At 72.1% G+C, this 21,905-nt stretch carries 22 protein-coding genes; 16 read left to right on the forward strand and 6 right to left on the reverse strand.

What is annotated here, in order from left to right; genetic code table 11:
• Window positions 1-48: 48 nt before the first annotated feature.
• Window positions 49-639: a hypothetical protein gene (locus L3Q65_RS12020; protein ID WP_182896183.1), complete on the reverse strand. Its 591-nt coding sequence runs from the start codon at window positions 637-639 to the stop codon at window positions 49-51.
• Between the two features lie 205 nt (window positions 640-844).
• Between L3Q65_RS12020 and L3Q65_RS12025 the strand changes: the two genes are divergently transcribed.
• Window positions 845-1,774 (forward strand): universal stress protein, encoded by a 930-nt coding sequence (locus tag L3Q65_RS12025; protein ID WP_182896182.1) that lies wholly within the window; start codon window positions 845-847, stop codon window positions 1,772-1,774.
• Here L3Q65_RS12025 and L3Q65_RS12030 read toward each other — a convergent pair.
• On the reverse strand, window positions 1,704-1,943 hold the full coding sequence (locus L3Q65_RS12030) for a PLDc N-terminal domain-containing protein (RefSeq protein WP_237599658.1): 240 nt from the start codon (window positions 1,941-1,943) through the stop codon (window positions 1,704-1,706). The genes L3Q65_RS12025 and L3Q65_RS12030 overlap by 71 nt on opposite strands.
• Window positions 1,944-2,362: 419 nt before the next feature.
• Between L3Q65_RS12030 and L3Q65_RS12040 the strand changes: the two genes are divergently transcribed.
• Window positions 2,363-2,761 carry a BON domain-containing protein gene (locus tag L3Q65_RS12040; protein WP_237600885.1) on the forward strand — a complete coding sequence of 133 codons (399 nt, stop codon included), beginning with the start codon at window positions 2,363-2,365 and terminating at the stop codon, window positions 2,759-2,761.
• A 51-nt stretch (window positions 2,762-2,812) separates the two neighbouring features.
• On the opposite strand, the gene gap is transcribed toward L3Q65_RS12040, so the two are convergent.
• From gap to L3Q65_RS12055, 3 genes are all read right to left on the reverse strand, one after another.
• On the reverse strand, window positions 2,813-3,829 hold the full coding sequence (gene gap / locus L3Q65_RS12045) for a type I glyceraldehyde-3-phosphate dehydrogenase (protein WP_182896179.1): 1,017 nt from the start codon (window positions 3,827-3,829) through the stop codon (window positions 2,813-2,815).
• Window positions 3,826-5,088 carry an NAD(P)/FAD-dependent oxidoreductase gene (locus L3Q65_RS12050; protein WP_237599659.1) on the reverse strand — a complete coding sequence of 421 codons (1,263 nt, stop codon included), beginning with the start codon at window positions 5,086-5,088 and terminating at the stop codon, window positions 3,826-3,828. The genes gap and L3Q65_RS12050 overlap by 4 nt, the downstream gene beginning before the upstream one ends.
• A 96-nt stretch (window positions 5,089-5,184) precedes the next feature.
• Window positions 5,185-6,642 carry an AAA family ATPase gene (locus L3Q65_RS12055; protein WP_237599660.1) on the reverse strand — a complete coding sequence of 486 codons (1,458 nt, stop codon included), beginning with the start codon at window positions 6,640-6,642 and terminating at the stop codon, window positions 5,185-5,187.
• Window positions 6,643-7,154: 512 nt separating this feature from the next.
• On the opposite strand from L3Q65_RS12055, the gene L3Q65_RS12060 reads away from it, so the two are divergent.
• From L3Q65_RS12060 to L3Q65_RS12125, 14 genes are all read left to right on the forward strand, one after another.
• Window positions 7,155-8,168, forward strand: coding sequence for a nitroreductase (locus tag L3Q65_RS12060; RefSeq protein ID WP_237599661.1), 1,014 nt, complete (start codon window positions 7,155-7,157; stop codon window positions 8,166-8,168).
• Window positions 8,165-9,043, forward strand: a complete 879-nt coding sequence (locus L3Q65_RS12065; RefSeq protein WP_237599662.1) for a universal stress protein — start codon at window positions 8,165-8,167, stop codon at window positions 9,041-9,043. Before L3Q65_RS12060 ends, L3Q65_RS12065 begins: the two co-directional genes overlap by 4 nt.
• The gene (locus L3Q65_RS12070) at window positions 9,040-9,759 is read left to right on the forward strand and encodes a TylF/MycF/NovP-related O-methyltransferase (protein ID WP_237599663.1); all 720 of its coding nucleotides are present in this window, start codon (window positions 9,040-9,042) and stop codon (window positions 9,757-9,759) included. Before L3Q65_RS12065 ends, L3Q65_RS12070 begins: the two co-directional genes overlap by 4 nt.
• A gap of 121 nt (window positions 9,760-9,880) precedes the next feature.
• Window positions 9,881-10,519 carry a CBS domain-containing protein gene (locus tag L3Q65_RS12075; RefSeq protein WP_237599664.1) on the forward strand — a complete coding sequence of 213 codons (639 nt, stop codon included), beginning with the start codon at window positions 9,881-9,883 and terminating at the stop codon, window positions 10,517-10,519.
• 5 nt (window positions 10,520-10,524) lie between these two features.
• On the forward strand, window positions 10,525-11,379 hold the full coding sequence (gene ppk2 / locus L3Q65_RS12080; RefSeq protein ID WP_182896172.1) for a polyphosphate kinase 2: 855 nt from the start codon (window positions 10,525-10,527) through the stop codon (window positions 11,377-11,379).
• 70 nt (window positions 11,380-11,449) lie between these two features.
• A complete protein-coding gene (locus tag L3Q65_RS12085; protein ID WP_182896171.1) occupies window positions 11,450-12,286 on the forward strand; it encodes a universal stress protein in 837 nt (278 codons plus the stop codon).
• Window positions 12,287-12,318: 32 nt separating this feature from the next.
• A complete protein-coding gene (locus L3Q65_RS12090; RefSeq protein WP_182896170.1) occupies window positions 12,319-12,891 on the forward strand; it encodes a CBS domain-containing protein in 573 nt (190 codons plus the stop codon).
• 30 nt (window positions 12,892-12,921) lie between these two features.
• The gene (locus L3Q65_RS12095; protein ID WP_182896169.1) at window positions 12,922-13,203 is read left to right on the forward strand and encodes a DUF1918 domain-containing protein; all 282 of its coding nucleotides are present in this window, start codon (window positions 12,922-12,924) and stop codon (window positions 13,201-13,203) included.
• Window positions 13,190-14,080 (forward strand): universal stress protein, encoded by an 891-nt coding sequence (locus L3Q65_RS12100; RefSeq protein WP_182896168.1) that lies wholly within the window; start codon window positions 13,190-13,192, stop codon window positions 14,078-14,080. The genes L3Q65_RS12095 and L3Q65_RS12100 overlap by 14 nt, the downstream gene beginning before the upstream one ends.
• On the forward strand, window positions 14,077-14,481 hold the full coding sequence (locus L3Q65_RS12105; RefSeq protein WP_182896167.1) for a hypothetical protein: 405 nt from the start codon (window positions 14,077-14,079) through the stop codon (window positions 14,479-14,481). The genes L3Q65_RS12100 and L3Q65_RS12105 overlap by 4 nt, the downstream gene beginning before the upstream one ends.
• Complete coding sequence (locus tag L3Q65_RS12110; RefSeq protein WP_237599665.1) at window positions 14,478-15,602, forward strand: CHAD domain-containing protein; 1,125 nt, start codon at window positions 14,478-14,480, stop codon at window positions 15,600-15,602. Before L3Q65_RS12105 ends, L3Q65_RS12110 begins: the two co-directional genes overlap by 4 nt.
• 94 nt (window positions 15,603-15,696) lie before the next feature.
• The gene (locus L3Q65_RS12115; RefSeq protein ID WP_182896165.1) at window positions 15,697-16,311 is read left to right on the forward strand and encodes an HPP family protein; all 615 of its coding nucleotides are present in this window, start codon (window positions 15,697-15,699) and stop codon (window positions 16,309-16,311) included.
• A complete protein-coding gene (locus L3Q65_RS12120) occupies window positions 16,308-17,207 on the forward strand; it encodes a universal stress protein (protein WP_182896164.1) in 900 nt (299 codons plus the stop codon). The genes L3Q65_RS12115 and L3Q65_RS12120 overlap by 4 nt, the downstream gene beginning before the upstream one ends.
• Complete coding sequence (locus L3Q65_RS12125) at window positions 17,204-19,564, forward strand: phosphoketolase (RefSeq protein WP_237599666.1); 2,361 nt, start codon at window positions 17,204-17,206, stop codon at window positions 19,562-19,564. Before L3Q65_RS12120 ends, L3Q65_RS12125 begins: the two co-directional genes overlap by 4 nt.
• Before the next feature lie 311 nt (window positions 19,565-19,875).
• Here the strand turns inward: L3Q65_RS12125 and L3Q65_RS12130 are convergent, their stop codons facing one another.
• Window positions 19,876-21,666, reverse strand: a complete 1,791-nt coding sequence (locus tag L3Q65_RS12130; protein WP_237599667.1) for an SdrD B-like domain-containing protein — start codon at window positions 21,664-21,666, stop codon at window positions 19,876-19,878.
• Window positions 21,667-21,905: the final 239 nt, after the last annotated feature.

Below are 21,905 nucleotides of genomic sequence, written 5' to 3' on the forward strand. Positions count from 1 at the left end.
TCGCGAGACTGCGGGCGTCCGCCAGGACAGCGGACGCCCGTAAGCGGTTCAGCGCAGCCAGGTCCGGTCGCCGACGAAGGCGGCCCAGCGGCGGCCGATTCCCCACGTGTCCCCGGCGCACGCCGCGGCGAGCGCGATCAGGACGAGGGCGTAGACGAGGTGGTAGTCGAGGATCGGGTTGGTCGAGTGCGTGGGCGCCCCGGCGCCCGTGGTGCGGGCGAGCGGCCATTCCGCGGCCCACATGAGCAGCATCAGCACGGTGCCGGAAACGGCGGCGATCCGCAGCCCGGCCCCGGCGACCAGCGCGAGCCCGATGCCGAGCAGGCTCAGCATGAACAGCCAGTCGGCCCACCAGGTTCCGGCCCAGGCGTGGAACATCGAAGCGAACGGGCCGACGTCGACGTTGCTCAGGAAGCCGTTGGTGGGCGAGCCGCCGCGCAGCCAGGCCCCGGCGGCGGGGGTGGCGTAGCCAAGGCCGAACAGCTTGTCGGCGAACGGCCACAGGAACAGCAAGCCGGCGGCGATCCGCAGGACGGCGAGCGACCGCGCGCCGTAGCCTGCCCGCGGCGAGTCCGGTTCGGGGCGGTGCGCGGGAGTCCGTCCCGCGGCGGGCTTGTCGTGCTCGGGTTTGAGGGACATGGCGACCTCCATTCGTCTCTGGCCCGAGTCTGATCCGCAGGTCGGCGAACGCTCTGGAGCCGAAAGTCCCCGTCGGGCGGGCCGTTGGACGCGGACCGGCGCGGAGGGGCCGAAGGTCCGTCCGCGAGGGGACCGACGCCGCTGCCGCACGGTGCCGTCCGCGCCTACCGTCCGAGGGAAACCTGTTGCCGGAAAGGCGGAACCGATGACCGAACCCGCACTCGTCGCCGCAGTCGACGGCTCGCTGGCTTCCCTGCACGCGGTCGGCTGGGCGGCGCGCGCCGCGGCGGGGCGCGGAGTCCCGCTGCGGCTCGTGCACGTGCTCGACGAGCTGGCCCTCGACTTCCCCCGTCCATTGCGGACACTGGAGAACTTCGACCGCGTGCTCACCGCGCGCGGGCACCGGATCCTGCGCACCGCCCGCGACGCCGCCAAAGAAGCCGTACCCGCGCTGACGCCGGATCTGGTGCTGCTGCGCGGAATCGTCGGGAAGTGCCTGGTCGCGCAGTCCCGCGAGGCGGTGCTGCTGGTGCTCGGCACGCCCGGTCTGCGTCCGCTGGGCCGGATCCTGCTCGGCTCGGTCTCAGTGTCCCTCGCCGCGCACGCGGACTGCCCGGTGGCGCTCGTCCGGCCGCACGCGGGCGACGAAGAACCGCCAGCCGCCGGACCGGTCGTCGTGGGAGTCGACGGTTCGCCGTCGAGCGAACGGGCACTGGGGACGGCGTTCGAGGAAGCCTCGTGGCGGAACGCTCCGCTGACCGCGGTGCACTGCTGGGACGACCGGCTGCTGTCGGCGATCTTCCGGGAGAACCGCTGGACAGCCGACAGCGGGATCGAGCAGGAGGCGCACGTGGTGCTCGCCGAGCGAGTCGCCGGGTGGGCGGAGAAGTACCCGGGCGTGGACGTGCGGCAGCTGGTCGTGCGCGGCCGCCCGGCCGAGCAGCTGCTGGATCTGGCCGACCGGGCGCAGCTGCTCGTCGTGGGAAGCCGCGGGCGCGGCGGGTTCGGCGGGCTGCTGCTCGGGTCGACGAGCCAGGCGGCGATGTCCTACGCGCTGTGCCCGGTCATCGTCGCCGGCTCCGGCGAGGAACCGCCCGGCCCCAGCGGAAGTACGCCAGCGGACCCGCGAAATTGACGGCGATCGCGATCGCCCAGGCGGACTTCGGGCCGTTGACCCGGTCCTCCGGCCGTTTCGCGAGATCCCACCAGGCCGCCGCGGCCAGCAGCACCTGCACGGCCGCGGCGGCGATGAGGCTCCGCCGCTGCGCGGGGGACAGGTCGGAAAGCTTCCGGTGTGCTCGCATGGGCTCCTCCTCCGGTCGCGCTCCAGGCAACACCCCCCGCGCGGCGCGCGGAAAGGGGCGAACGGCCCGGCGGCCGGGGACCGCGGACTCCGGTCGCCGGCACCGGAAAAGCCTACCGTGCAAAGAAAACGCGGAGGTGCTGTGATGACCGGACTGCTGGTTTCGGATGTGATGAACTGGCCGGTGGTGACGGCCGCCCGGACACGCCGTTCAAGGAACTGATCGATCTTCTCGCTGCCAACGGCATCTCGGCGGTGCCGGTGACGAACGGTTCGGGCCGGCCGGTCGGGGTGGTTTCGGAACGTGAACTGCTCGCCAGGTACGACCGCCGGGCCGAAGGACCGAGACCGGGACTTTTCGCCTCTTCGCGCCGCCGGCGCGGCTGGGCGCGAGCGCGGGGCCGAAAGGCCGTCGACGTGATGAGCACCCCGGTGCGCGTCGTCCGGCAGGACGAACCGCTGGCCGACGCCGCGCGGTGGATGGTCGAGGCGAACCTGCGGCGGTTGTTCGTCGTCGACGGTTCCGGGGCGCTCACCGGAGTGCTCGCCCGCCGGGATGTGCTCGCGGTGTTCCTCCGGCCGGACGCGGAGATCAAGGAAATGGTCGAACGCCGGGTGCTGCGCCAGGCGCTGTGGGCCGACCCCGCGACGACGTCGGTGCGGGTCGACGACGGCGTGGTCACGCTGACCGGAATCGTGGACAGCCCCGGCGAGGTGCTGCGCGCCGAGCGGTTGACCGAGGTGCTGCCCGGAGTGGTCGGCGTGCGAAACCAGTTGCGCTGCGCTGGAGACCGGCACGAGGTCGGCGTCCGGCCGTGACGATGACGGAACGGCCGCCGCGGATTCCGGTCCGCGGCGGCCGTTCCGCGGTCAGCCTTGGTCGAGGGCGCGCCCGATGACTTCGGCGAGTTCGACAGTGCGGGCCACATAGCCCCATTCGTTGTCGTACCAGCCGAACGCCTTGACCAGGTGCCCGTCGGCTTTGGTGAGGCCCGAATCGAAGACGCACGACGACGGGTCGCCGATGATGTCGCGCGACACCAGGGGCGCTTCGGTGTAGCGGAGGATTCCCTTGAGCTGCCCGTCGGCGGCGTGCGCGAACGCGCGGTTGACCTCGTCCGCGGTGACGTCCCGCTCGAGTTCGACGGTCAGGTCGGTGAGCGAACCGTCCTCGACCGGGACCCGGATCGCGACCCCGTCGAGCTTGCCCGCGAGCGCCGGGATCACCTCGCCGATCGCCCGCGCGGCTCCGGTGCTCGTCGGGATCAGGTTCACCGCGGCCGACCTGGCCCGCCGCGGGTCCCGGTGCGGCCGGTCGAGCAGAGCCTGGTCCCCGGTGTAGCTGTGGATCGTGGTGAGCAGTCCCCGGCGGATCCCGAACGCCTCGTGCAGCACCTTGACCATCGGCGCGGCGCAGTTCGTGGTGCAGGAGGCGTTGGAGACGACGTCGTGGCGCGCCGGGTCGTAGTCGCCGTCGTTGACGCCGAGCACCAGCGTCGCGTCGAGTCCCTTGCCCGGCGCGGAAACGAGCACCTTCCGCGCGCCCGCGGCGAGGTGCCCGGCGGCCGCCTCGCGGGTGCGGAAGCGGCCGGTCGCCTCGATCCCGATCGACACGCCGAACTCGTTCCACGGCAGGTTCGCCGGTTCGGTCACGGACGTCACCTGCACGACGTGGTCGCCCACCTCGATCGCGTCGCCGATCACCCGCACCGGCAGCCGCAGCGGGCCGTAGGTGGAATCGTGGGCGAGCAGGTGGGCGAGAGTGTCCGGCGTGGTGACGTCGTTGACCGCGACCACTTCGACCGGGCTGTCCGGCCGTTCCAGGACGCGGCGCAGGATGTCGCGGCCGATGCGGCCGAAGCCGTTGATGCCGACTCGTACGGTCATGGTCTCTCCACAAGGTTGTCGGTGTTCGGACGGGTTCTTCCGGGAGCGCGGCCGAGCGCGCCCCATCCGCTGCCCGCGCGGAACGGCAGGCCGAGCCGGAACCGGGCCGATAGCGCGGCCTCGGCCAGTCGCGCGCCCGCGCGCCAGAACGCGCCGGTGCTGACCCAGTAGCGCGAGGACGACTCGTCGACGCGGGCCGGATTGTCGCCGGGGGCGAGCGGGATCTGGGCGAAGGCGGCGTCGTCGAGCAGGTCCAGCACCTGCCGCACGACCGGGGACGGCCCGGCGGACAGGGTCGTCCCGCGTCGCTGCGCGGCGATCGCGCCGACGGCCGCGTCGGCCTGAAGCAGCGCGAGATACCCCAGTTTCAGGGGGAAATCCCCGGCATCGCCGGGCCCGAAGACCTCCGGCCGCCCGAGCACCGCTCGGCCGAGCGGATCGCAGCGCAGGAATCCGCGCTCGTCGCACGGGAGACCGGAGTAATGGACGGAAGCGACCTGCGGCGGGAACGTGGCGAGGACGTCGAATTCCCGCACAGAGCCGTCGGCGAAAACGGCGCTGCGTTCGGTCGCCTTGGCCAGCGTCGCCGCGGTGCGGCCCTCGATGCCGCGCGCCTCGAACTGCCGGGAGACGAGCTCGTGCAGTTTGGGGCCGAAGGCCTGGACGTAGCTCTCCTCGCAGGTGTCGAAGGCGATTTCCACGCTGTCGCGGATCTGCTTGCGGCGCAGCCACGTGTCGAGCATCAGCGCGACCTCGTACAGCGGTGCCGCGCACTGATTGCCTGGCGGCAACACGAAAAGCACTCGCTGCGGGCGGCCGTGCCGGGCGTGCTGCGCGGCCCAGCGCAGATCCTCGCCGAGCCGGTGCAGCGCACCCGCAGCGGCGATCGAATGGGCGTGCTCGGCGAGCCCGGGGATCTCCTCCGGCCTGCTCGCGGCTCCGGTGGCGAGGACGAGCCGGTCGTAGGCCATCCGGCCGCGGGAGGTGTGCACCTGCCCGCGGTCGAGGTCGATTCCTTCGGCGGTCGCGATCACCGCCCCGATCCCGCGCCGCCGGAACGCGCCGGCGAGCGGTACGTGCAATGGCGCCTCGGCTGCTCCGAACGGCAGCCGGACCGTTCCCGGCCGGTACAGGAAATCGTCACGGTCGGACACGACGGTGATTCCCACGTCGTCCTCGCTTGCCCGGGCCCGGAGCCGGAAAGCCGTTTCCAGCCCGGCGAAACCGCTGCCGAGAACGACGACCTCGGTGCGTGCCATGCTGTCTCCTCCCTTTCGCCCCGCTCACGGTGCCCGTGCCCGCCGCAGGCGCGGCAGAGACGTTGGCGGGCAGGGCGAGGGACGTTCGTCCCTCCGTCACGAGCCCGGCGCGAGATGCGCGAGCGCGATTCCGGCTGTGTCGGCCGGAGTTCCGGTGGTGTCGAGCGGGAATGCCGAGGGCCACGGCGCGGCGTCTTCCGCCATCTCGCGGGCGACGTCAGGTCCGGCGTCGGACAGCGATCCGGTCCGGGTGGCGAGTCTGCGCTCGCGCAGGTCGTCCGGCGCGGTGCAGCGCAGCGCGCACAGTTTGCTGCCGGTTTGTCTCGCGACCGCGGCGATCGCCTCTCTTTCGGTAGCGGAGGTCCACGACGCGTCGAGGACGACGGTCTCGCCGAGCCCGAGCAGTGCGGCCGAGCGCCGGGCGAGTTCGGAGTAGGTCAGCGCGGTCCACGGGGGCGTGTAGATCCCCTGCCGGTAGTCGGCGGGCACGTGGCGTTCCGGGTCGATTCCGGCGATTTCCTTGCGGATCCGGTCGCTCTGCAGCAAGGTCGCGCCGAGCGCGTCGGCGACGCGGGCGGCCACAGTGGACTTTCCCGAACCGGGCAGACCGCCGACCAGCACCGCCCGGACCTCGCCCGCCCGGAGATGGCGAAGCGTCGTTTCCGCATACGCGCTGGCCAGTTCCGCTGCCGCCGGATCCCCTTGCGCGTGGCGGAGACAGGCGACTTTGACCCGCACGAACGCGCGATACGCGAGGTAGTGGTGGCGCAGCGCCGGGGGAGCGTTGTCCCCGGAGAATTCGGCATACGCGTCGAGCAGTTCGGCGGCGAGCGCGGGCGCACCTAGCCGTTCGAGGTCCATCGCGAGGAACGCGACGTCGTCGAGCCCGTCGACGTGGCGGAGCCGGTCGTCGAATTCCAGGCAGTCGAGCACGCGCGGGCCGTCGTCGAGGCAGAAGATGTCGTCCGCGATCAGGTCGCCGTGGCCGTCGACGACCCGGCGCTCGGCGATGCGGCGGGCGAAGAGGGGCTCGCGCCCGGCGAGGAACAGGTCCGTGCGGCTCTCGATCTCCTTGGCCGCCGTCGTGTCCAGCACGACTCCGTGGAACGGCCGGACCTGGTCGAAGCTCGCGTGCCAGCGGGCGCGGACCGCGTCGCGCGTCCCGTCGGCGTCGACAGCCAAGCCGCGGTGCGCGCCCCCGTGGAAGACCGCGAGCAACCGGGCGAGCGAGCGGATGACCGGTCCGAGCGGTTCGCCGCGCCGCACCAGTTCGGACAGCCTCCGGTCGTCCGGCATCCGCCGCATCGCGACGAGGTGGTCGCAGACCGCGCCGTCCGGGCCGGTCACGGCGGCGACCCCGAGGTAGACGTCGGGCGCGAGCCTGCGGTTGAGCTCCACCTCGCGGCGGCAGACGCGCTCGCGCACGCCACGATCGGTGAAGTCGAGGAAGCCCAGGTCGACGGGTTTCTTGAGTTTCCACGCCCGGTCCCCGGCGAAGAAGACCGCGCCGCTGTGCGTCTCCCGCACCCCGGCCCACGGTTCGGTTTCGGTCATGCCGCCCACCCTCGCGGGCGCGCGGGCGGACGGGAAAGGGCGCTTGGTCCCCATGCCGGGGACTTAAGCCGGGCGGCCTCCCGCAGGTCCGTGCGGGGAACTCGGTGGGACTCAGGGGCAATGCCAGGAACTCAAGCTGCGTCGCTCCGCTGCCCGCCGCACAGGACGCCGACCTGGCCGAAATGCCCGGTTGCCTGAGCCGCACCCAATGCGGCATCGGGTTTTTCAGGAGCGTGCTGTGCGGCGGATGCGGAGCACCGGCCTGCGGAGACGCGCTGGGCGAGGCGAAGGCAGGTGAGGGGAAACCTCACGTACTTCACCCGGGCAGCCACGCCGCACACCGCACCCGCAGCCTCGCCTGAAGTGCCCGGCATCGGACTCAGATTCCCGCACAGACGATGCGGCCGCGCAGCCGGTGACGTTGGTCCCTTGACCCGGTGGCTTGCGACCGGAGCGCGGAGCGGCCTGTCCGGGGTTGGCTCAGGGTGTTCGCTACGACAGGAGTGACCGCCATGGAGAAGACAGCGGCCGCGGCCGGCTGCCGGTCCGGCGAGTGGACGCTCGCCGAAGCGGAGGTGCTGGGCCGCTCAGTCCTGCGCGCCCCCTCGGTGCACAACACGCAGCCCTGGCGGGTCGAGCTGACCGACGGCGCGGTCCTGCTGCGGGAGCGCACCGACGTCGCACTCCCTCGCCACGACCCCCTTCGCCGCGATCTGGCGATGTCCTGCGGGACCGCGCTGGCCAACCTCGAACTGGCGGTGCGGGTCCTCGGCCGCCGAGCCGAGGTGGCCATGCTGCCGGACCCGGAGCAGACCGACGTCGTCGCGCGGGTCGAGGCAGGGGAGCCCTCGCCGCCGACCGACCAGGAGTTGCAGCGGTACGGGGCGATCATGGTGCGGCGGAGCCATCGCGGGGCGTTCACCGGACTGCCGGTCAGCGCGACGCAGACCGCGCGTGTCGTCGCCGCGGCGGTGACGACCGGGGTGGAGGCGACGCGGCTGAACGGAATGGAACGGCTGGCGAAGCTCTTCGAGCACGCTGCCAGGGCGCTTCAGGACGACGGCGCCTACCAACGCGAACTCGCGCTCTGGACGATCCGGGACGAGGCCGCGCACCGGCACGGCGCGGGAATGCGATTCTCCGCGCTGCCTCCGGGCGAACTGCCGTGGGCCGGGCTGGTGCGCCGGGCGACGGTCGTGCCGGACCCGGTCTTGCTGCGGGAACGGCTCGAGGCCGAAACTCTCCTGCTCTTCACCACCGCGGACGACGCGCGCCTGGACCACATCCGTGCCGGGTACGCCCTGGAGCGCTGCTGGCTCGAAGGAGTGACCCTCGGTCTTGCCGGCGCGGTGCTGACGCAGCCGTTGCGAGTGCCCGAGGTGCGTTCGGCGCTGTGCGAGGACTACCAGCTCGCCGGATTCCCGCAGGCGCTGCTGCGGCTGGGGCGGTCGACCCGGGTGGCTCCCGCGAGTCTGCGTCGCGGGGTGGCGGAAGTCCTCGGCGAGAAGTGGAGGGAGCGGCGATGAACACGGACCCGGTTCTGGTCGGCGTCGACGGGAGCGAGTCCGCCGCGGCGGCGGCCCGGTGGGCGGCGCGCGAGGCGGTCCTGCGGCATGTGCCGCTGACGGTGCTCGCGGCGTTCGGATTCGCGGACGGCAGCTTCGTGGGCGAACGGTATCCGCCGGTGGAGTGGCTGGAAGTGAAGGAAGCTGAGGCGGAGGAGTTGCTGCAGGCCGTCCGGGACGACCTCGCGGAGGTCGAGCCGCGGGTCCGGATCGCTGTCGAGACGAGCCCGGCGGGCCCCGAGGTCGCGCTGCGGGAAGCCTCGGCGAAGGCACGGATGCTGGTGCTGGGCGAGCCGACCGGCACGCTGTCCGGGCTCCTCGCCGGCTCGCCGGACATCGATCTGGTCGCGCACGCGCACTGTCCGGTCGTGGTCGTGCGCGGCACGATCCGTCCCCGGGAGCCGGTCGTCGTCGGAGTCGACGGAAGCCCGCTCAGCGAAGCGGCGATCGGCTGCGCGTTCGAGGAAGCCGCGGTGCGCGGCGTGCCGCTGGTCGCGGTGCACGCGTGGCTCGACGCGGACCGCTCCCGGCTGTTCGGCGACCGCGATTTCCCCTTCGAGGCAAGGGAAGCCGAGCACCGGTTGCTGGCGCAACGGATTTCCGGGTACAGCGCGCTGTACCCGGACGTGCGGGTGGAGCGGATCGTCGAACAGGACCGGCCGCGCGACCGGTTGATCGAATGGAGTTCCCGGGCCTCGCTGGTGGTGCTGGGCAGCCGCGGGCGGGGCGGGTTCACCGGCATGGTCCTCGGCTCGACGAGCCACGCGCTGCTGCACCACGCCGAATGCCCGGTGCTGGTCGTCCGGGCCGGGACCACCGCCGCGGGAGACCGATGAACGCGGTCCTGAAGTCCATCGTCCACCAGGCACGGGTCGCGCTGCTTCCGGCCGAGGCCCGGGCGGTCCTGCGCGATCGCCTCACCTACTTGAGCCCGGAGAAACTGACCCGGCTGACCGGCGCCGTCCACGAGGTCGCGAAACGCGGCGTTCCGGGCGACCTCCTGGAGTTCGGGGTCGCGCTCGGCGGTTCGTCGGTGCTGCTCGCACGCCACGCCACAAACGAGCGGCAGTTCCACGGGTTCGACGTGTTCGCCCGGATCCCGGAGCCCACCTCGGCCAAGGACGACGCCAAGTCCAAGGAGCGCTACCAGGTGATCGCCGCCGGCGAGTCGCCCGGCATCGGCGGCGATCCCTATTACGGCTACCGCACGGACCTCTACGAGCAGGTGTGCGCGACGTTCGCACGCTACGGCCGTCCGGTGGACGAGAAGCGGATCTTCCTGCACCGCGGGCTGTTCGAGGAAACCTGGCCCGGCTACACCCGCGCCTCCGTCGCTTTCGCGCACCTCGACTGCGACTGGTACGACCCGGTTCGCTTCTGCCTCAACGCGGTCCTGCCGCGGCTCTCGCCGGGCGCGACGCTGATCCTCGACGACTATCACGATTACGGCGGCTGCCGGACCGCGGTGGACGAGTTCCTCCAGGAGAACAGCGGAGCCTTCGCCGTGGACGACGGCGCCAACCTCAGGCTGCGCTTCACCGCCGGTAGCTGACGCGCGTGCCCGCTGAGGACATTGGTCCTCCCCGCTGAGGACTCCGGACTGGCGTGCCGGGGTGGTCTCCCTGCCTATTTTCGAGGCAGCACAGGGAATGCGCGGACCTCACGGAGGAGCGATGAACACGATCACGACACCGGTTTCCGCGGTGATGACCGCCCGCCCGGTCTGCGTGCGGGCCGAGATGCCGGTGAAGGAAATCGCCGCGATGCTGGCCAGGGAAGGGATCAGCGCGGTCGCGGTGGTCGACCACGCCGGGACCCTCGTCGGCGTGGTGTCCGAAAAGGACCTGCTGCCGATGCTGCGGGGCGGCCGGTCCCGGTGGTGGAACCGGCGGGAAGCCCGGAAAGCCGAAGGACGGAGCGCGCGCGAGGTGATGACGAGTCCGGTCGTCACGATCGCCGCCGACGACACCGTGTCCGCGGCGGCCGCGAAGCTGGAGAAAACCGGTCTGCGGCGGCTGTTCGTCGTCGCGGACGGCCGTCCGGTGGGAGTCGTCGCCCGGCGCGACGTGCTGCGCGTGCTGACCCGTCCGGATCCGGAAATCGAACACGACGTGGTGACCGGCGTGCTGTACGAGACGCTGCACCTCGGCCCGGACCGCGCCCGCGCCGTGGTGCACGCCGGAGTGGTCACCGTCGCCGGCCGCGTGGAGCGGCGCAGCGAGATCGCCCCGGTCACCCGGCTGATCGAAGCCGTCCCCGGCGTGGTCGCGGTCCGCAACGGACTCGACTACGTGTGGAACGACGTCGCCTGACGCGAGTGGCCGCGAAACGCGGGACCTCCCGCCTGCCCAGGGCGGTCTACGAGGCGGAGCTGGCTCGTCTCCAGATCGAACTGGTGAAGCTTCAGGAATGGGTGCGCCACGAAGGAGCCCGGCTGGTCGTGGTGTTCGAGGGACGCGACGCCGCGGGCAAGGGCAGCGCGATCAAACGCTTCACCGAACACCTCAACCCGCGCGTGGTGCGGATCGCCGCGCTGCCCCGGCCCACCGACCGCGAGTCCACGCAGTGGTACTTCCAGCGGTATGTGGCGCAGCTGCCCGCGGCCGGGGAGATCGTGCTGTTCGACCGCAGCTGGTACAACCGCGCGGGCGTGGAGCGGGTGCTCGGCTTCTGCACTCCCGAGCAGTACCAGCGATTCCTGCGGCAGTGCCCGATCTTCGAACGGCTGCTCGTCGAGGACGGTCTGTTGCTGCGCAAGTACTGGTTCTCGGTGAGCCGCGACGAGCAGGAACGGCGGTTCCGCGCGCGGATCGAGGACCCGCTCCGCCGCTGGAAACTGTCCACAGTGGACCTGGAGTCGGTGCCGAGGTGGGACGACTACTCGCGCGCCAAGGACGACATGTTCGTGCACACCGACACCCCGGAGTCGCCGTGGTACGTAGTGGACGGCGACGAGAAACGGCGCGGCAGGCTGAACATGCTCGCGCACCTGCTCGCCAGCGTGCCGTACCGGGAAATCCCGCCCCCTGCGGTGAAGCTGCCGCCCCGCTCGCACGCCTCGGGCTACGCGCGGACCGACCGGCGCTTGCTGCGCGAGGTGCCGGACCACGCGGCGACTCTGGGCAAACAGCATTCCGCTTTCGTCCCCGGGGGAAGGGACTTCGGGCTCTGACCCGTGCGGCGGGCGGCGCGTGACAGTGGAATCGGGCCGCCGGAACCGGCGGCGGGACGGGAGGCAAGCGGTGACCGCGAACAAACCCGGCGACGTGGTGCTCGTCGGGATCGACGAATCGGAGACGTCGCTGACTCCGGTCCGCTGGGCGGCCGCGGAAGCGAAGCGGCGGGATTGCCGGCTGGAGCTGTTCCACGCCGGGATCGGCGAAACCGTCGACGTTCCCGCGAAAGTCGCGGAGCGGAAAGCGCGCGAGGTGTTCGGGCGCGCGCACCGGTGGCTGAGCCGGGCCGCGGAAGTGGCCGAGGACGCGGCGCCGGGAGTGCGGACCCAGCTGGTCGCCCGCGTCGGGTTCGCGGCCGATCTGCTCATCGAACTCTCCCGGTCGGTGTCGCTGGTCGTGCTGGGTTCGCACGGGCTCGGCGGGCTGCGCGGCGCGGCGATCGGCTCGGTCGCCTTGCGGGTCGCGGCGAGCGCGTCGTGCCCGGTGGTGGTGGTGCGCGGACGCGCGGCGCCCGGCGGTGCGGTCGTGGTCGGCGTCGACGGCGCCGACGGTGCCGAGCACGTCCTGGAATTCGCTTTCGACGCCGCGGCGAGCAGGCAGGCCCCGCTGGTCGCGGTGCGCGCCTGGCACGCGGCGCTGGTCGACGAGCCGGGACGAGCCGACGCGGAGGAACGCGCCCTGCGTGAACGGATCGGCGCGTGGGCGGAGAAATACCCCGCGGTCGAGACCCGTGCGCTGGCCGTGCGGGACCGCTCGGCCGCGCGGGCGCTGATGACGGTCGAGGGGGCGCAACTGGTCGTGATCGGCAGCCGCGGCCGCGGGCCGGTGGCGGGAGGGCTGCTCGGGTCCACCGGGAACCGGCTGCTCGCGCACTCGGCGTGCCCGGTCGCGGTGGTGCACTGAGCCGCCGGTCCAACGAGGACGAGGAGAAAGCCGTGCGAGCACGGGACATCATGACCCGGCCGGTGGTCCGGGTCGGGCCGGGAACTCCGGTCCGCGAAGCGATCGCGCTGCTGACCGAACACTGTGTCGCGGCGCTGCCGGTGGTCGACGAGGGCAACCGGGTGGTCGGCATCTTCACCGAGGCGGACGCGCTGGCCGGAGTGCTGACCGGCGAGCCGGTCGACCCGGGCCTGCGGGTCGACGCGGTGATGACGAAACCGGTCGAGACCGTCGACCTCGACGCCGACGGGAGCGACATCGCGGCGCGGATGCTCATCGACCGGCTGCGCAGCGTGCCGGTGGTCGACGAGGGCGGGCTGGCCGGGATCGTCAGCCGCCGCGACCTGCTGGCACCGCTGGTCCGCCGCGACGACGCGATCGCGTCCCGGCTGCGCGCGCTGCTGCGCGACTACGGCGGGCACCGGGCCCGGTGGGACGTGTCCGTCGTCGGCGGAAGGGTGACCGTCCGCGGCGCGTTCGCCGACGAAGCGGAACGCCGTCTGGTCACCGCTCTCGCGCGGACCGTCGAAGGCGTGCTCGCAGTGGAGCTTTGCCCGCCGCGGTGAGCGCGGAGGGCACGGGACCGAGGAGGAGAAATGCACGCACAGCCCGGCGACTGGCTGGTGGTGAAGGGCGTCCGGCTGGATCTGCCGGAGCAGCGCGGCCGGATCGTCGCGACCGGAAAACCGGACGGCAGCCCGCCGTTCACGGTGCGCTGGCTCGCCGACGACCGGGTCACGACGGTGTTCCCCGGATCGGACGCGATCGTGCTCACCGAGGCCGAGGTGTCCGAACAGGACCGCAACGAACGCAAACGGTTCGAGCGGCTGCGCGCGCTGCGGCGGGCCAGGAGAGGAGCCCGCGATGTCCGGGCCTGAAGAAAGCGTGGTGCTGGCCGGGATCGACGGTTCCGCGTCGGCGCGCAACGCGGCTGTGTGGGCGGCCGAGGAAGCGGACCGCCGTAGCGCGGTGCTGCGGCTGGTGCAGGCCTACCTGATTCCCTCGCCCGGCATCACCGGTCCGTTCGTGGCCGGGGTGCGCTCGGGGTTTCAGGGGCAGGCGGAGGAGTGGCTCGACGAGGCCGAAGCGGCGGTGCGCGAGCGGTGGCCCGCGGCGCGGATCGAGCGCGTCGTCGCGGAGGGAAACCCGGTCGCGGTGCTGCTGGGGGAGAGCCGCGGAGCCGAGCTGGCCGTGCTGGGATCGCGCGGGCTCGGCGGGTTCACCGGTCTGCTGGTCGGGTCGACCGCGGTCGCGCTGGCCGCGCACGCCCCCTGCCCGGTCGTGGTCGTGCGCGGGCGGATGCCGGACGACGTCCCGCCCGCGACCGGACCGGTCGTGGTGGGGCTCGACGGCGCGGCCGACAGCGACGAGGCGCTCGAGTTCGCCTGTGCCGCGGCGGCCGCGCGGAAAACGTCGCTCACGGTCGTGCGCACCTGGAACGAACTGAGCCCGGACGGCACGTTGCGGAGCATGGAGATCGTCCCGGACGAGGTCGCCGCGGGCGAACGCTGCCGGATCGAAGGCCAGCTCGCGCTGTGGCGGGAGAAATATCCGGAACTGCGGATCGACGTCGAGATCGTGCGCGGGCGGCCGGTGCGGACATTGCTGGAGTACGGCGAGAGCGCGCGGCTGGTCGTGGTGGGCAGCCGGGGCCGGGGCGGGTTCGCCGGGATGCTGCTCGGCTCCACCAGCCAGGCCCTGCTCGCGCATTCGACCTGCCCGGTGGCGGTCGTGCGGCCGAGGAGCCAGCCGTGACCACGTCGCGCGGCCGGACCGCGCAGCGGGTGCTCGCGACCTACGAGACGGTCTTCGCGGCCGCGGCGCTGGCCGGCGGGATCTGCCTGATGGTCGGCGCGCCCGGGTTCCGGCTGCCGCTCTCCGTGCTCGTGCCGCTCGGACTGTCCAGCTGGGCGTTGCCCGGGCTGGCGCTCGTGCTCGCGATCGGCGGCACGCTCAGCTGGGCCGCGCTCGCGGCGTGGCGCGGCGACCCGGAAGCGCATTGGTTCGGCTACGCCGCGAGCGTGGTGCTTTGCGGCTGGCTCGCGATCCAGTTCGTCGTGCTCGGCTTCCGCGAGCCAGTGCAGTGGGTGACGCTCGCCCTGGCCGTGCTGCTGGTCCTGCTGAGCCGGCTCGCGCAGCGGGCGGTGCCGTCATGACCCGCGCGGCGCGGCCGGTGACGTACTACGACACGACCGGCCTGCGATTGCGCCGCCACGGCATGGCGATCAGCCGCGCGGGCAGCGAATGGCAGCTCGATCTCGGCGACGGCCGGGGACGCCGCGTCGAGGCTCCCGGCGTGGAGCAGGTGCCACACGAACTGGCGCGGCTGGTCCGCGCGTACAGCCGGGATCTGGACCTGGTGCCGATGCCGAGGCAGGCCGGAGCCGGAAGCCGGATCGGCGCCGAGACCGGCACCGCTCGGCAGGTCGCGCTCGGCTACCTGGAACGCCAGGTCGAAGCGCTCGCCCGCGCCGATCTCGCGGTGCGCCTGGAGGAACCCGAGGGCGTGCACGACCTGCGGGTCGCCGCTCGGCGGATCCGGGCCACGCTGCGGACTTTCGCGCCGGTGCTCGGCGGACGGCTCGCCGGGAGGTTCCGCTCCGCGTTGCGGTGGCTCGGCGCGAGCGTGGGGCCCGCGCGAGACATCGAGGTGCAACGCGCCCGGTTCTTCGCCGCGCTGGAAAAGCTCCCGCCAGAGGTGGTTTCGGACGAGATGCGAATCGGGGCTGAGCAGGTTTTCGACGCGCAGGCGGACGAAGCGGCCGCCGAGTGCGCGGTCGTCCTCGACTCGCCGCGGTACCTGCAACTGCTGAACGCGCTCGACGTGCTCCTGGTCGTGCTGCGCGAGCAAAGCGCTGGCGCACAAGGAAAGCGGGCGCGGCGACCGGCGGCGAAAGTGCTTCCGGGCTTGGTCTGGCCGGTGGTCGAGGAAACCGATGCCCGGGTCGGTGCGATGCCAGGCGGTGCGGCAGCGGTGCACGCGGTGCGCAAGAGCGTGAAGCGCCTCCGGTACGCCGTCGAGGCGGCTGGTTCGGCCCTGCCGGTCGATCGGGACCAGGTGCTGAAGAGCTTGCGAGGCTTGCAGGAACTGCTCGGCGAGTACCAGGACTCCGTGGTCGCGCAGGGCAGGCTGGGGGAGCTCGTCGAGTCCGGCGAAGCGACGCGGGCCCACGCTCTGGTGCTGGAAGCCGAGATCCGCTGCGCCCGCCAGTGCGCCGACGCGATGCCCGCGGCGTGGCGCGAGGCGTACCGGCAGCTGGCGCCGCTGCGGCGCTGAGGACGTTGGTCCTTCCCGCCGGTGACTCCGGACCGGCGTGCCGATGCGGTCTTGTTGCCTATTTTCGGAGCAGCACGAGGAAAGGACGGACCTGATGCGCGCACGCGATCTGATGTCCGCACCGGTCGAGACGGTGCATCCGTGGACCGCCGCCAAGGAGGCGGCGGAAATCCTGTCCGAACACGGTTTCACGGCGCTGCCGGTGGTGGACGACGACGACCGGCTGATCGGCATCGTCACCGAGGCCGACCTGATCCGCGGCCGGATCCCGGCGGACACGCGGTCGGAGTACCGGCATCCCTACCACCCGGGCGCGATCGAGACGACCGTCGGGGCGGTGATGACGTCTCCGGCGACCGCGATGTCGTCCGGCACCGACGTCGCCGACCTGTGCCAGGCGCTGGTGGACGCCCAGATCCGGGCGATGCCGATCGTCGACGGCAGCCGCCTGGTCGGCATCGTCACGCGCGGTGACGTCGTGCGCGTGCTCGCGAGGGAAGACCACGCGATCGCCTCGGACGTCCGGCACCGGCTGGAGATCTACGGCGGGACGGGCCGCTGGAAGGTCGAGGTGCACGACGGGATCGTGCGGATCGTCGACCTCTACGACGACGAAACCGATCGCCACGTCGCGACGCTGCTGGCACTGGCGGTGCCCGGCGTGGTCGGAGCGGACACCGTGTCCGCGGAACAGGAGGTGGGGAGATGACTGACCGGAACCGCACGGTGCTCGTCGGAGTCGACGGCTCGGAAGGGTCTTCCGACGCGGTCCGCTGGGCCGCGCGGCTCGCTTCGGGCCGCGATCTCGAACTGGAGCTCGTGCATTGCCTGCAACTGGCCGGGCTCGTGTACGGCGGCGGGCTCGCCGGCAGTGCGGTGCTGTTCGAAGGCATCCAGCAGGACGGCGAGCGCATCGCGGCCGAGGCGCGCGAGCTGGCGCTTTCGGAGGACGCGTCGCTCAAGGTCCGCAGCGAGGTGTTCACCGATTCGGCGCCGGCACTGCTGATCGACCGTTCCAAGAAGGCCCGGATGGTCGTCCTCGGCCGCACCGGGACCGGCGGTTTCACCGGCATGCTGGTCGGAGCGACGACCGCGGCCGTGGTGAGCCACGCCGGCTGCCCGGTGGCCGTGGTCCGCGGACGGCACGGCGACGGCCCGGTGCCGCAGGACGGACCCGTGGTGGTCGGCGTCGACGGCAGCCCGAACAGCGAGGCGGCGATCGCGGTCGCGTTCGAGGAGGCCAGCTTCCGGAAGGCGCCGCTGGTCGCGGTGCACGCCTGGGTCGACGTGGTCTACGACTCGACCGAGAGCGCGGCGCGGCTGATGCCGCAATGGGAAACCCTCCAGCCGACCGAGGAACGGTTGCTGGCGCAGCGGCTCGCGGGCTGGCAGGAGAAGTACCCCGACGTGGAGGTTCAGCGGAAGCTGGTGCGCGACCGGCCGCGGCACGTGCTGCTCGACGAGTCGGACCGGGCGCAGTTGCTGGTCGTCGGCAGCCGCGGGCGGGGCGGGTTCGCCGGAATGCTGCTCGGGTCGACCAGCCAGGCGCTGGTCCACCACTCCTCGTGCCCGGTGCTCGTGGTGCGCCCGGAGCGGAAGCGGTGACCGCGACCGAAATCCCCGTCGCGACCCTCACCGAGGAGGAACTGGCGCAGGTCGACGCCCAGTGGCGAGCCGCGAACTACCTCGCCGCGGGCCAGATCTACCTGATGGGCAACCCGCTGCTGCGCGACCCGCTGACCGCCGCGCACGTGAAACCCCGGCTGCTCGGGCACTGGGGCACCTCGCCCGGCTTGAACTTCGTCTACGCCCACCTCAACCGCGCGATCCTGGCGCACGATCTCGACGCGCTGTTCGTGACCGGCCCGGGGCACGGCGGCCCGGCGCTGCTGGCGAGCACCTGGCTGGAGGGCAGCTATTCGGAGCTGTGGCCGGAGGTCTCGCGCGACGAGGAGGGGATGGACCGGCTGTTCCGGCAGTTCTCCTTCCCCGGCGGCGTGCCGAGCCACGTGTCCCCGCACGTGCCAGGGTCGATCCACGAAGGCGGCGAGCTGGGCTACTCGCTCGCGCACGCGTTCGGCGCCGCGTTCGACAACCCCGGCCTGCTCGTCGCGTGCGTCGTCGGCGACGGCGAGGCGGAGACCGGTCCGCTGGCGACGAGCTGGCAGGCCAGCCGGTTCCTCGACCCGCGCCGCGACGGTGCGGTGCTGCCGATCCTGCACCTCAACGGCTACAAGATCGCGAATCCGACGGTGCTGTCCCGGATCCCGCCGTCCGAACTGGACTCGCTGCTGCGCGGCGCGGGCTGGGACCCGGTGTACGTCGAGGGCGACGAGCCCGCGGCGATGCACCAGGCGATGGCCGCCGCGCTGGACGCGGTGGTCGCCGATCTGGCCGTGCTTCGCCGCGACGGAGCGGGCGCGTGGCCGATGATCGTGCTCCGGTCGCCGAAAGGCTGGACCGGACCGGCCACAGTGGACGGTCAGCAGGTCGAGGGGACCTGGCGGGCGCACCAGGTTCCGCTGACCCGCGTGCGCGAGGATCCGGCACACCTGCGGCAGCTGGGGGACTGGCTGCGGTCCTACCGGCCGGAAGAGCTGTTCGACGCCGCGGGCCGTCCGACCGAGGCGGTGACCGCACTGATCCCGCACGGTTCGCGACGGATGGGCGCGAACCCGCACGCGAACGGCGGAGTGCTGCTTCGTCCGCTCTCGCTTCCGCCGGTCGCGGACCACGCCGTGCAGGTCTCCGCGCCGGGGGAGCGCGCTTCGGAACCGACCCGGGCACTGGGCCGCTTCCTGCGGGAAGTGTTCCGCCGCAACGCCGAACGCGCGAACTTCCGGCTGTTCGGTCCGGACGAGACCGCGTCGAACCGGCTCGACGCGGTGTACGACGTGACCGCGAAAACCTGGGAGCTGCCGACCGGCCCGCCGGACGACCGCCTCGCGCCGGACGGACGCGTCATGGAAGTGCTGTCGGAGCACCTGTGCCAGGGCTGGCTGGAGGGCTATCTGCTCAGCGGCAGGCACGGGCTGTTCTCCTGCTACGAGGCGTTCGCGCACATCGTGGACTCGATGGTGAACCAGCACATCAAATGGCTGCGCGTGCACCGCGAAATCCCGTGGCGGCGGCCGGTGGCGTCGCTGAACTACCTGCTGACCTCGCACGTCTGGCGGCAGGACCACAACGGTTTTTCCCACCAGGACCCGGGTTTCGTGGACCACGTGGCGAACAAGGCTCCCGAGGTCGTGCGGGTCTACTTCCCGCCGGACACCAACACCCTGCTGGAAGTGGCCGCGCACTGCCTGCGCAGCCGGGACCTGGTCAACGTGGTGGTCGCGGGCAAGAACGAGACGCCGGACTGGCTCGACGCCGAAGAAGCCGCGCTGCATTGTGCGCGGGGCCTCGGCATCTGGGAATGGGCCAGCACGCACGCGGACCGGGAACCGGACGTCGTGCTCGCGTGCGCGGGCGACGCTCCCACCCTGGAAGTCCTGGCGGCGGCCGCGATCCTGCGCGAGGAACTGCCTTCGCTGGCGGTGCGGGTGGTGAACGTCGTGGACCTGATGCGGCTGCAGCCGGAATCGGAGCACCCGCACGGTCTGAGCGACTGGGAGTTCGACGCGCTGTTCACCCCGGACCGGCCGGTGATCTTCGCCTATCACGGGTACCCGTGGCTGATTCACCGCCTGGCCTACCGCCGCACGAACCACGCCGGGCTCCATGTCCGCGGCTACACGGAACATGGAACGACGACGACGCCGTTCGACATGCTGGTGCGCAACCGGATGGACCGGTTCCAGCTGGTGATCGACGTGCTGGACCGGGTGCCCGGGCTCCTCGCCACGACCGGGCCGCTGCGGCAGCGGATGACGCGCACGCAGGAACGGCACCGGCACTGGATCGCCGAGCATGGTGAGGATTTGCCCGAGGTGCGGGAATGGCGGTGGTGGGGGAGGTAGCCGCTCGGTTGTGCTCTTCGGCGGGTGCGCGGGTTGCCGCGTACCCGCCGTGCTGTTTTCGGGGGCACTGCTGGTTCCCCAGGCGGCTGCCGGGAACCCGACGTGCTCGAGGCGGCGATCGTCTTGGGCGAGGGTGCACATTCCTGCTGCACAGCTTCGTTCACGCTCTTGTCGCCAGAATTGATGTGGGCAAGGTGAAAACAGGTGCTGGCAGTTGTCCCTCGGCCTGCGCGCGGAGGCGCGGACCGTCGAGCGAGAATGGAGAATCTCCACTCCGACGCTTCGCCGGCCCGCGCCGTTCCCCGAAGCCGCTACCGCCAGCGGCTCCGGTATGCGCCGAGAACGAACGCCGCCCCGGTCATTGTCGTGAGGAACGCTCCCAGCGCGAGCCACGTGACTTCCGCGCCGGTCTCGGCCAGGGCACCTGTCCCGGCGAGGCTGTGCGATCGCGTGGCTGCCGGTGCCGCGGGCCGGGGAGGGGCAGGCGCGGGTCGCGCGCTGGGCGGGGACGTCGCGGCGTCCGGATCCGGCTGGTACGGGCCGGGCAGGACGAAGCACCGGTGGCCGTAGGACTCCCGGGGATCGATCCCGTTCACGCCGTCGCGGACGATGAAATCGGCGGGATAGACCGTTCGCCAGGGCCCCACGACTCCCACTGAGTACAGGCCCGCCGGCACGCGGTGGAAGGTGAAGGCGCCGCCGGCGCCGCTTACCGCGCGGGCGGCGATCGCTCCGGTGAGCTGGTTGCGCAGGTATACCTTCACGCCGGGCAAGGGGTCGCCCCATGGCGGCTCGGTCGGATTGATCCCCCGGAAGACATAAAGCCAGCCGGTGACCGCCGGGGCCATGCCGCCGGGAATCGAGGCCGTCGCGGCGAGGCTGATCGATCCGTTGGCAGCCGGTGGCGCACCGATCAGGCAATGGACCCGGAGATAGCCCTCGGCCGCCATTTCGCCGGTGATCCGGACTGTCAGGTCGAAGGTCCGCGTCGTCTTGGCGCGGACGACGACTCCGGGCCCGCCCTCGGCCAGCGCTCCGGCCGCGACGTTCCCCGCGCCAGTGGTCCAGCACCGCGCGGTCAGGTCCGTGAGCGGAACCGGGCCGTTGTCGGTCAGCGTCAGCCTCAAGTGCGCGACGTCGTTGTTGCGGTACGACCGGCTGGTGAACGCCATCGCGGCGGCGAGCCGGTCGCCGATCACGGGAACCGCGCGGGCCAGCACGTCGGGGTCATGGGCTTCGTCGATCTCGACGGCCCGGCTCGGCACGTACCAGTCGCCGCTGGTGAACCACGTCCAGTAGCTGCCGGCCGGAAGGGAGGGGAACACGAAACGGCCGTCGCGGTCGGTTGTCGCGGTGTAGCTGAGATACGGCACGCCGCCTGAAACCTCCACCTTGATTCCGGCCAGCGCCTCACCCGGATCCATCGTCCCGTTTCCGTTGCGGTCGCCGTAGACCGTCCCGCGGTAGCTTCCGACGGGGTGCGCGACCGGAACGGAAACCGTGACGGTGTTGTCCGCCGGATTGACGTCGGTCTGGTCGCCGGACACGACGGCGGTGACGGTGATGGTCAAGGGGCCCGACGCTGTAGTCACGTACCCGCTGGCGGTGCCCTTCACGGTCTGTCCCGGCTCGATCGGCACGCCGAGAGGGAAGAAAGGCGACCAGAGGGTGCTCGAGAGATTGCCGCTGGACTTCAGCGAAACCGAACGTGCGGTGACGGTTCCGGTGTTGGTCACCTCGGCGTGGGCGGTGATCGGTTCCGTCGCGGTGTAGGAGGATTTGTCGAACCACACTGAGAGCCGCACGTCTACGACGTCGGCGACGGGGGCGGTCGAGCGGGCCTTGGTCGACGCCGGTGCTTCCTGGCCGGTGGTCCGGGGCGCGGTCGTGGCGGGCCGGGAGGTCGCCGCGGGCGGCGGGGAAGTTTCGCCTGGCTCCGCAGCCGGACGCGTGCCGGTACCCGGAGCGGTGGCAGCCGTGGTCGCCGGGCCGGCCCCCGCGGCCGGCGGGGTGCGGTCCGCGAACGCCGTCCCGGCCGGGACGGCCAGGCACAGTGTGAACGCCGACAGCACCGCAGCGGCGGATCTCGATAGTCGTGACATCTGGGACGCCTCGATTCGCCTGGGGGTTTCGTGCTCGCGCGCGGCGGGCCCGGAGCGATCAACCGGGGCTGTCGGACGGAAGCGGTCACCGTGCAGTCCCCTCCGTGGCGAGCGCCTTCGCGTCCAGCAAATCGCTCGGGCCCGATCGCCGGAACGGCCGTGAGTCCCGGCTGTCCGGGACCAAGGGCAGGTACCCGGGCAAGGCGCGACCGCAACGGTGCCCAGGGCCCGGGAAAGGC

Origin of the sequence: Amycolatopsis sp. FU40, assembly GCF_021903635.1 — a bacterium.
GTDB lineage: Bacteria > Actinomycetota > Actinomycetes > Mycobacteriales > Pseudonocardiaceae > Amycolatopsis > Amycolatopsis dendrobii.

Bases quoted from the DNA above. Each gene is read 5' to 3' on its own strand.
- gap (WP_182896179.1), bottom strand. From the start codon at position 3,829: ATGACCGTACGAGTCGGCATCAACGGCTTCGGCCGCATCGGCCGCGAC.
- L3Q65_RS12020 (WP_182896183.1), bottom strand. From the start codon at position 639: ATGTCCCTCAAACCCGAGCACGACAAGCCCGCCGCGGGACGGACTCCC.
- L3Q65_RS12070 (WP_237599663.1), top strand. From the start codon at position 9,040: ATGAACGCGGTCCTGAAGTCCATCGTCCACCAGGCACGGGTCGCGCTG.
- L3Q65_RS12110 (WP_237599665.1), top strand. From the start codon at position 14,478: ATGACCCGCGCGGCGCGGCCGGTGACGTACTACGACACGACCGGCCTG.
- L3Q65_RS12060 (WP_237599661.1), top strand. From the start codon at position 7,155: ATGGAGAAGACAGCGGCCGCGGCCGGCTGCCGGTCCGGCGAGTGGACG.
- L3Q65_RS12100 (WP_182896168.1), top strand. From the start codon at position 13,190: ATGTCCGGGCCTGAAGAAAGCGTGGTGCTGGCCGGGATCGACGGTTCC.
- L3Q65_RS12040 (WP_237600885.1), top strand. From the start codon at position 2,363: ATGAGCACCCCGGTGCGCGTCGTCCGGCAGGACGAACCGCTGGCCGAC.
- L3Q65_RS12030 (WP_237599658.1), bottom strand. From the start codon at position 1,943: ATGCGAGCACACCGGAAGCTTTCCGACCTGTCCCCCGCGCAGCGGCGG.
- L3Q65_RS12115 (WP_182896165.1), top strand. From the start codon at position 15,697: ATGCGCGCACGCGATCTGATGTCCGCACCGGTCGAGACGGTGCATCCG.
- L3Q65_RS12025 (WP_182896182.1), top strand. From the start codon at position 845: ATGACCGAACCCGCACTCGTCGCCGCAGTCGACGGCTCGCTGGCTTCC.
- L3Q65_RS12075 (WP_237599664.1), top strand. From the start codon at position 9,881: ATGAACACGATCACGACACCGGTTTCCGCGGTGATGACCGCCCGCCCG.
- L3Q65_RS12130 (WP_237599667.1), bottom strand. From the start codon at position 21,666: ATGTCACGACTATCGAGATCCGCCGCTGCGGTGCTGTCGGCGTTCACA.
- L3Q65_RS12065 (WP_237599662.1), top strand. From the start codon at position 8,165: ATGAACACGGACCCGGTTCTGGTCGGCGTCGACGGGAGCGAGTCCGCC.
- L3Q65_RS12120 (WP_182896164.1), top strand. From the start codon at position 16,308: ATGACTGACCGGAACCGCACGGTGCTCGTCGGAGTCGACGGCTCGGAA.
- L3Q65_RS12095 (WP_182896169.1), top strand. From the start codon at position 12,922: ATGCACGCACAGCCCGGCGACTGGCTGGTGGTGAAGGGCGTCCGGCTG.
- L3Q65_RS12055 (WP_237599660.1), bottom strand. From the start codon at position 6,642: ATGACCGAAACCGAACCGTGGGCCGGGGTGCGGGAGACGCACAGCGGC.
- L3Q65_RS12050 (WP_237599659.1), bottom strand. From the start codon at position 5,088: ATGGCACGCACCGAGGTCGTCGTTCTCGGCAGCGGTTTCGCCGGGCTG.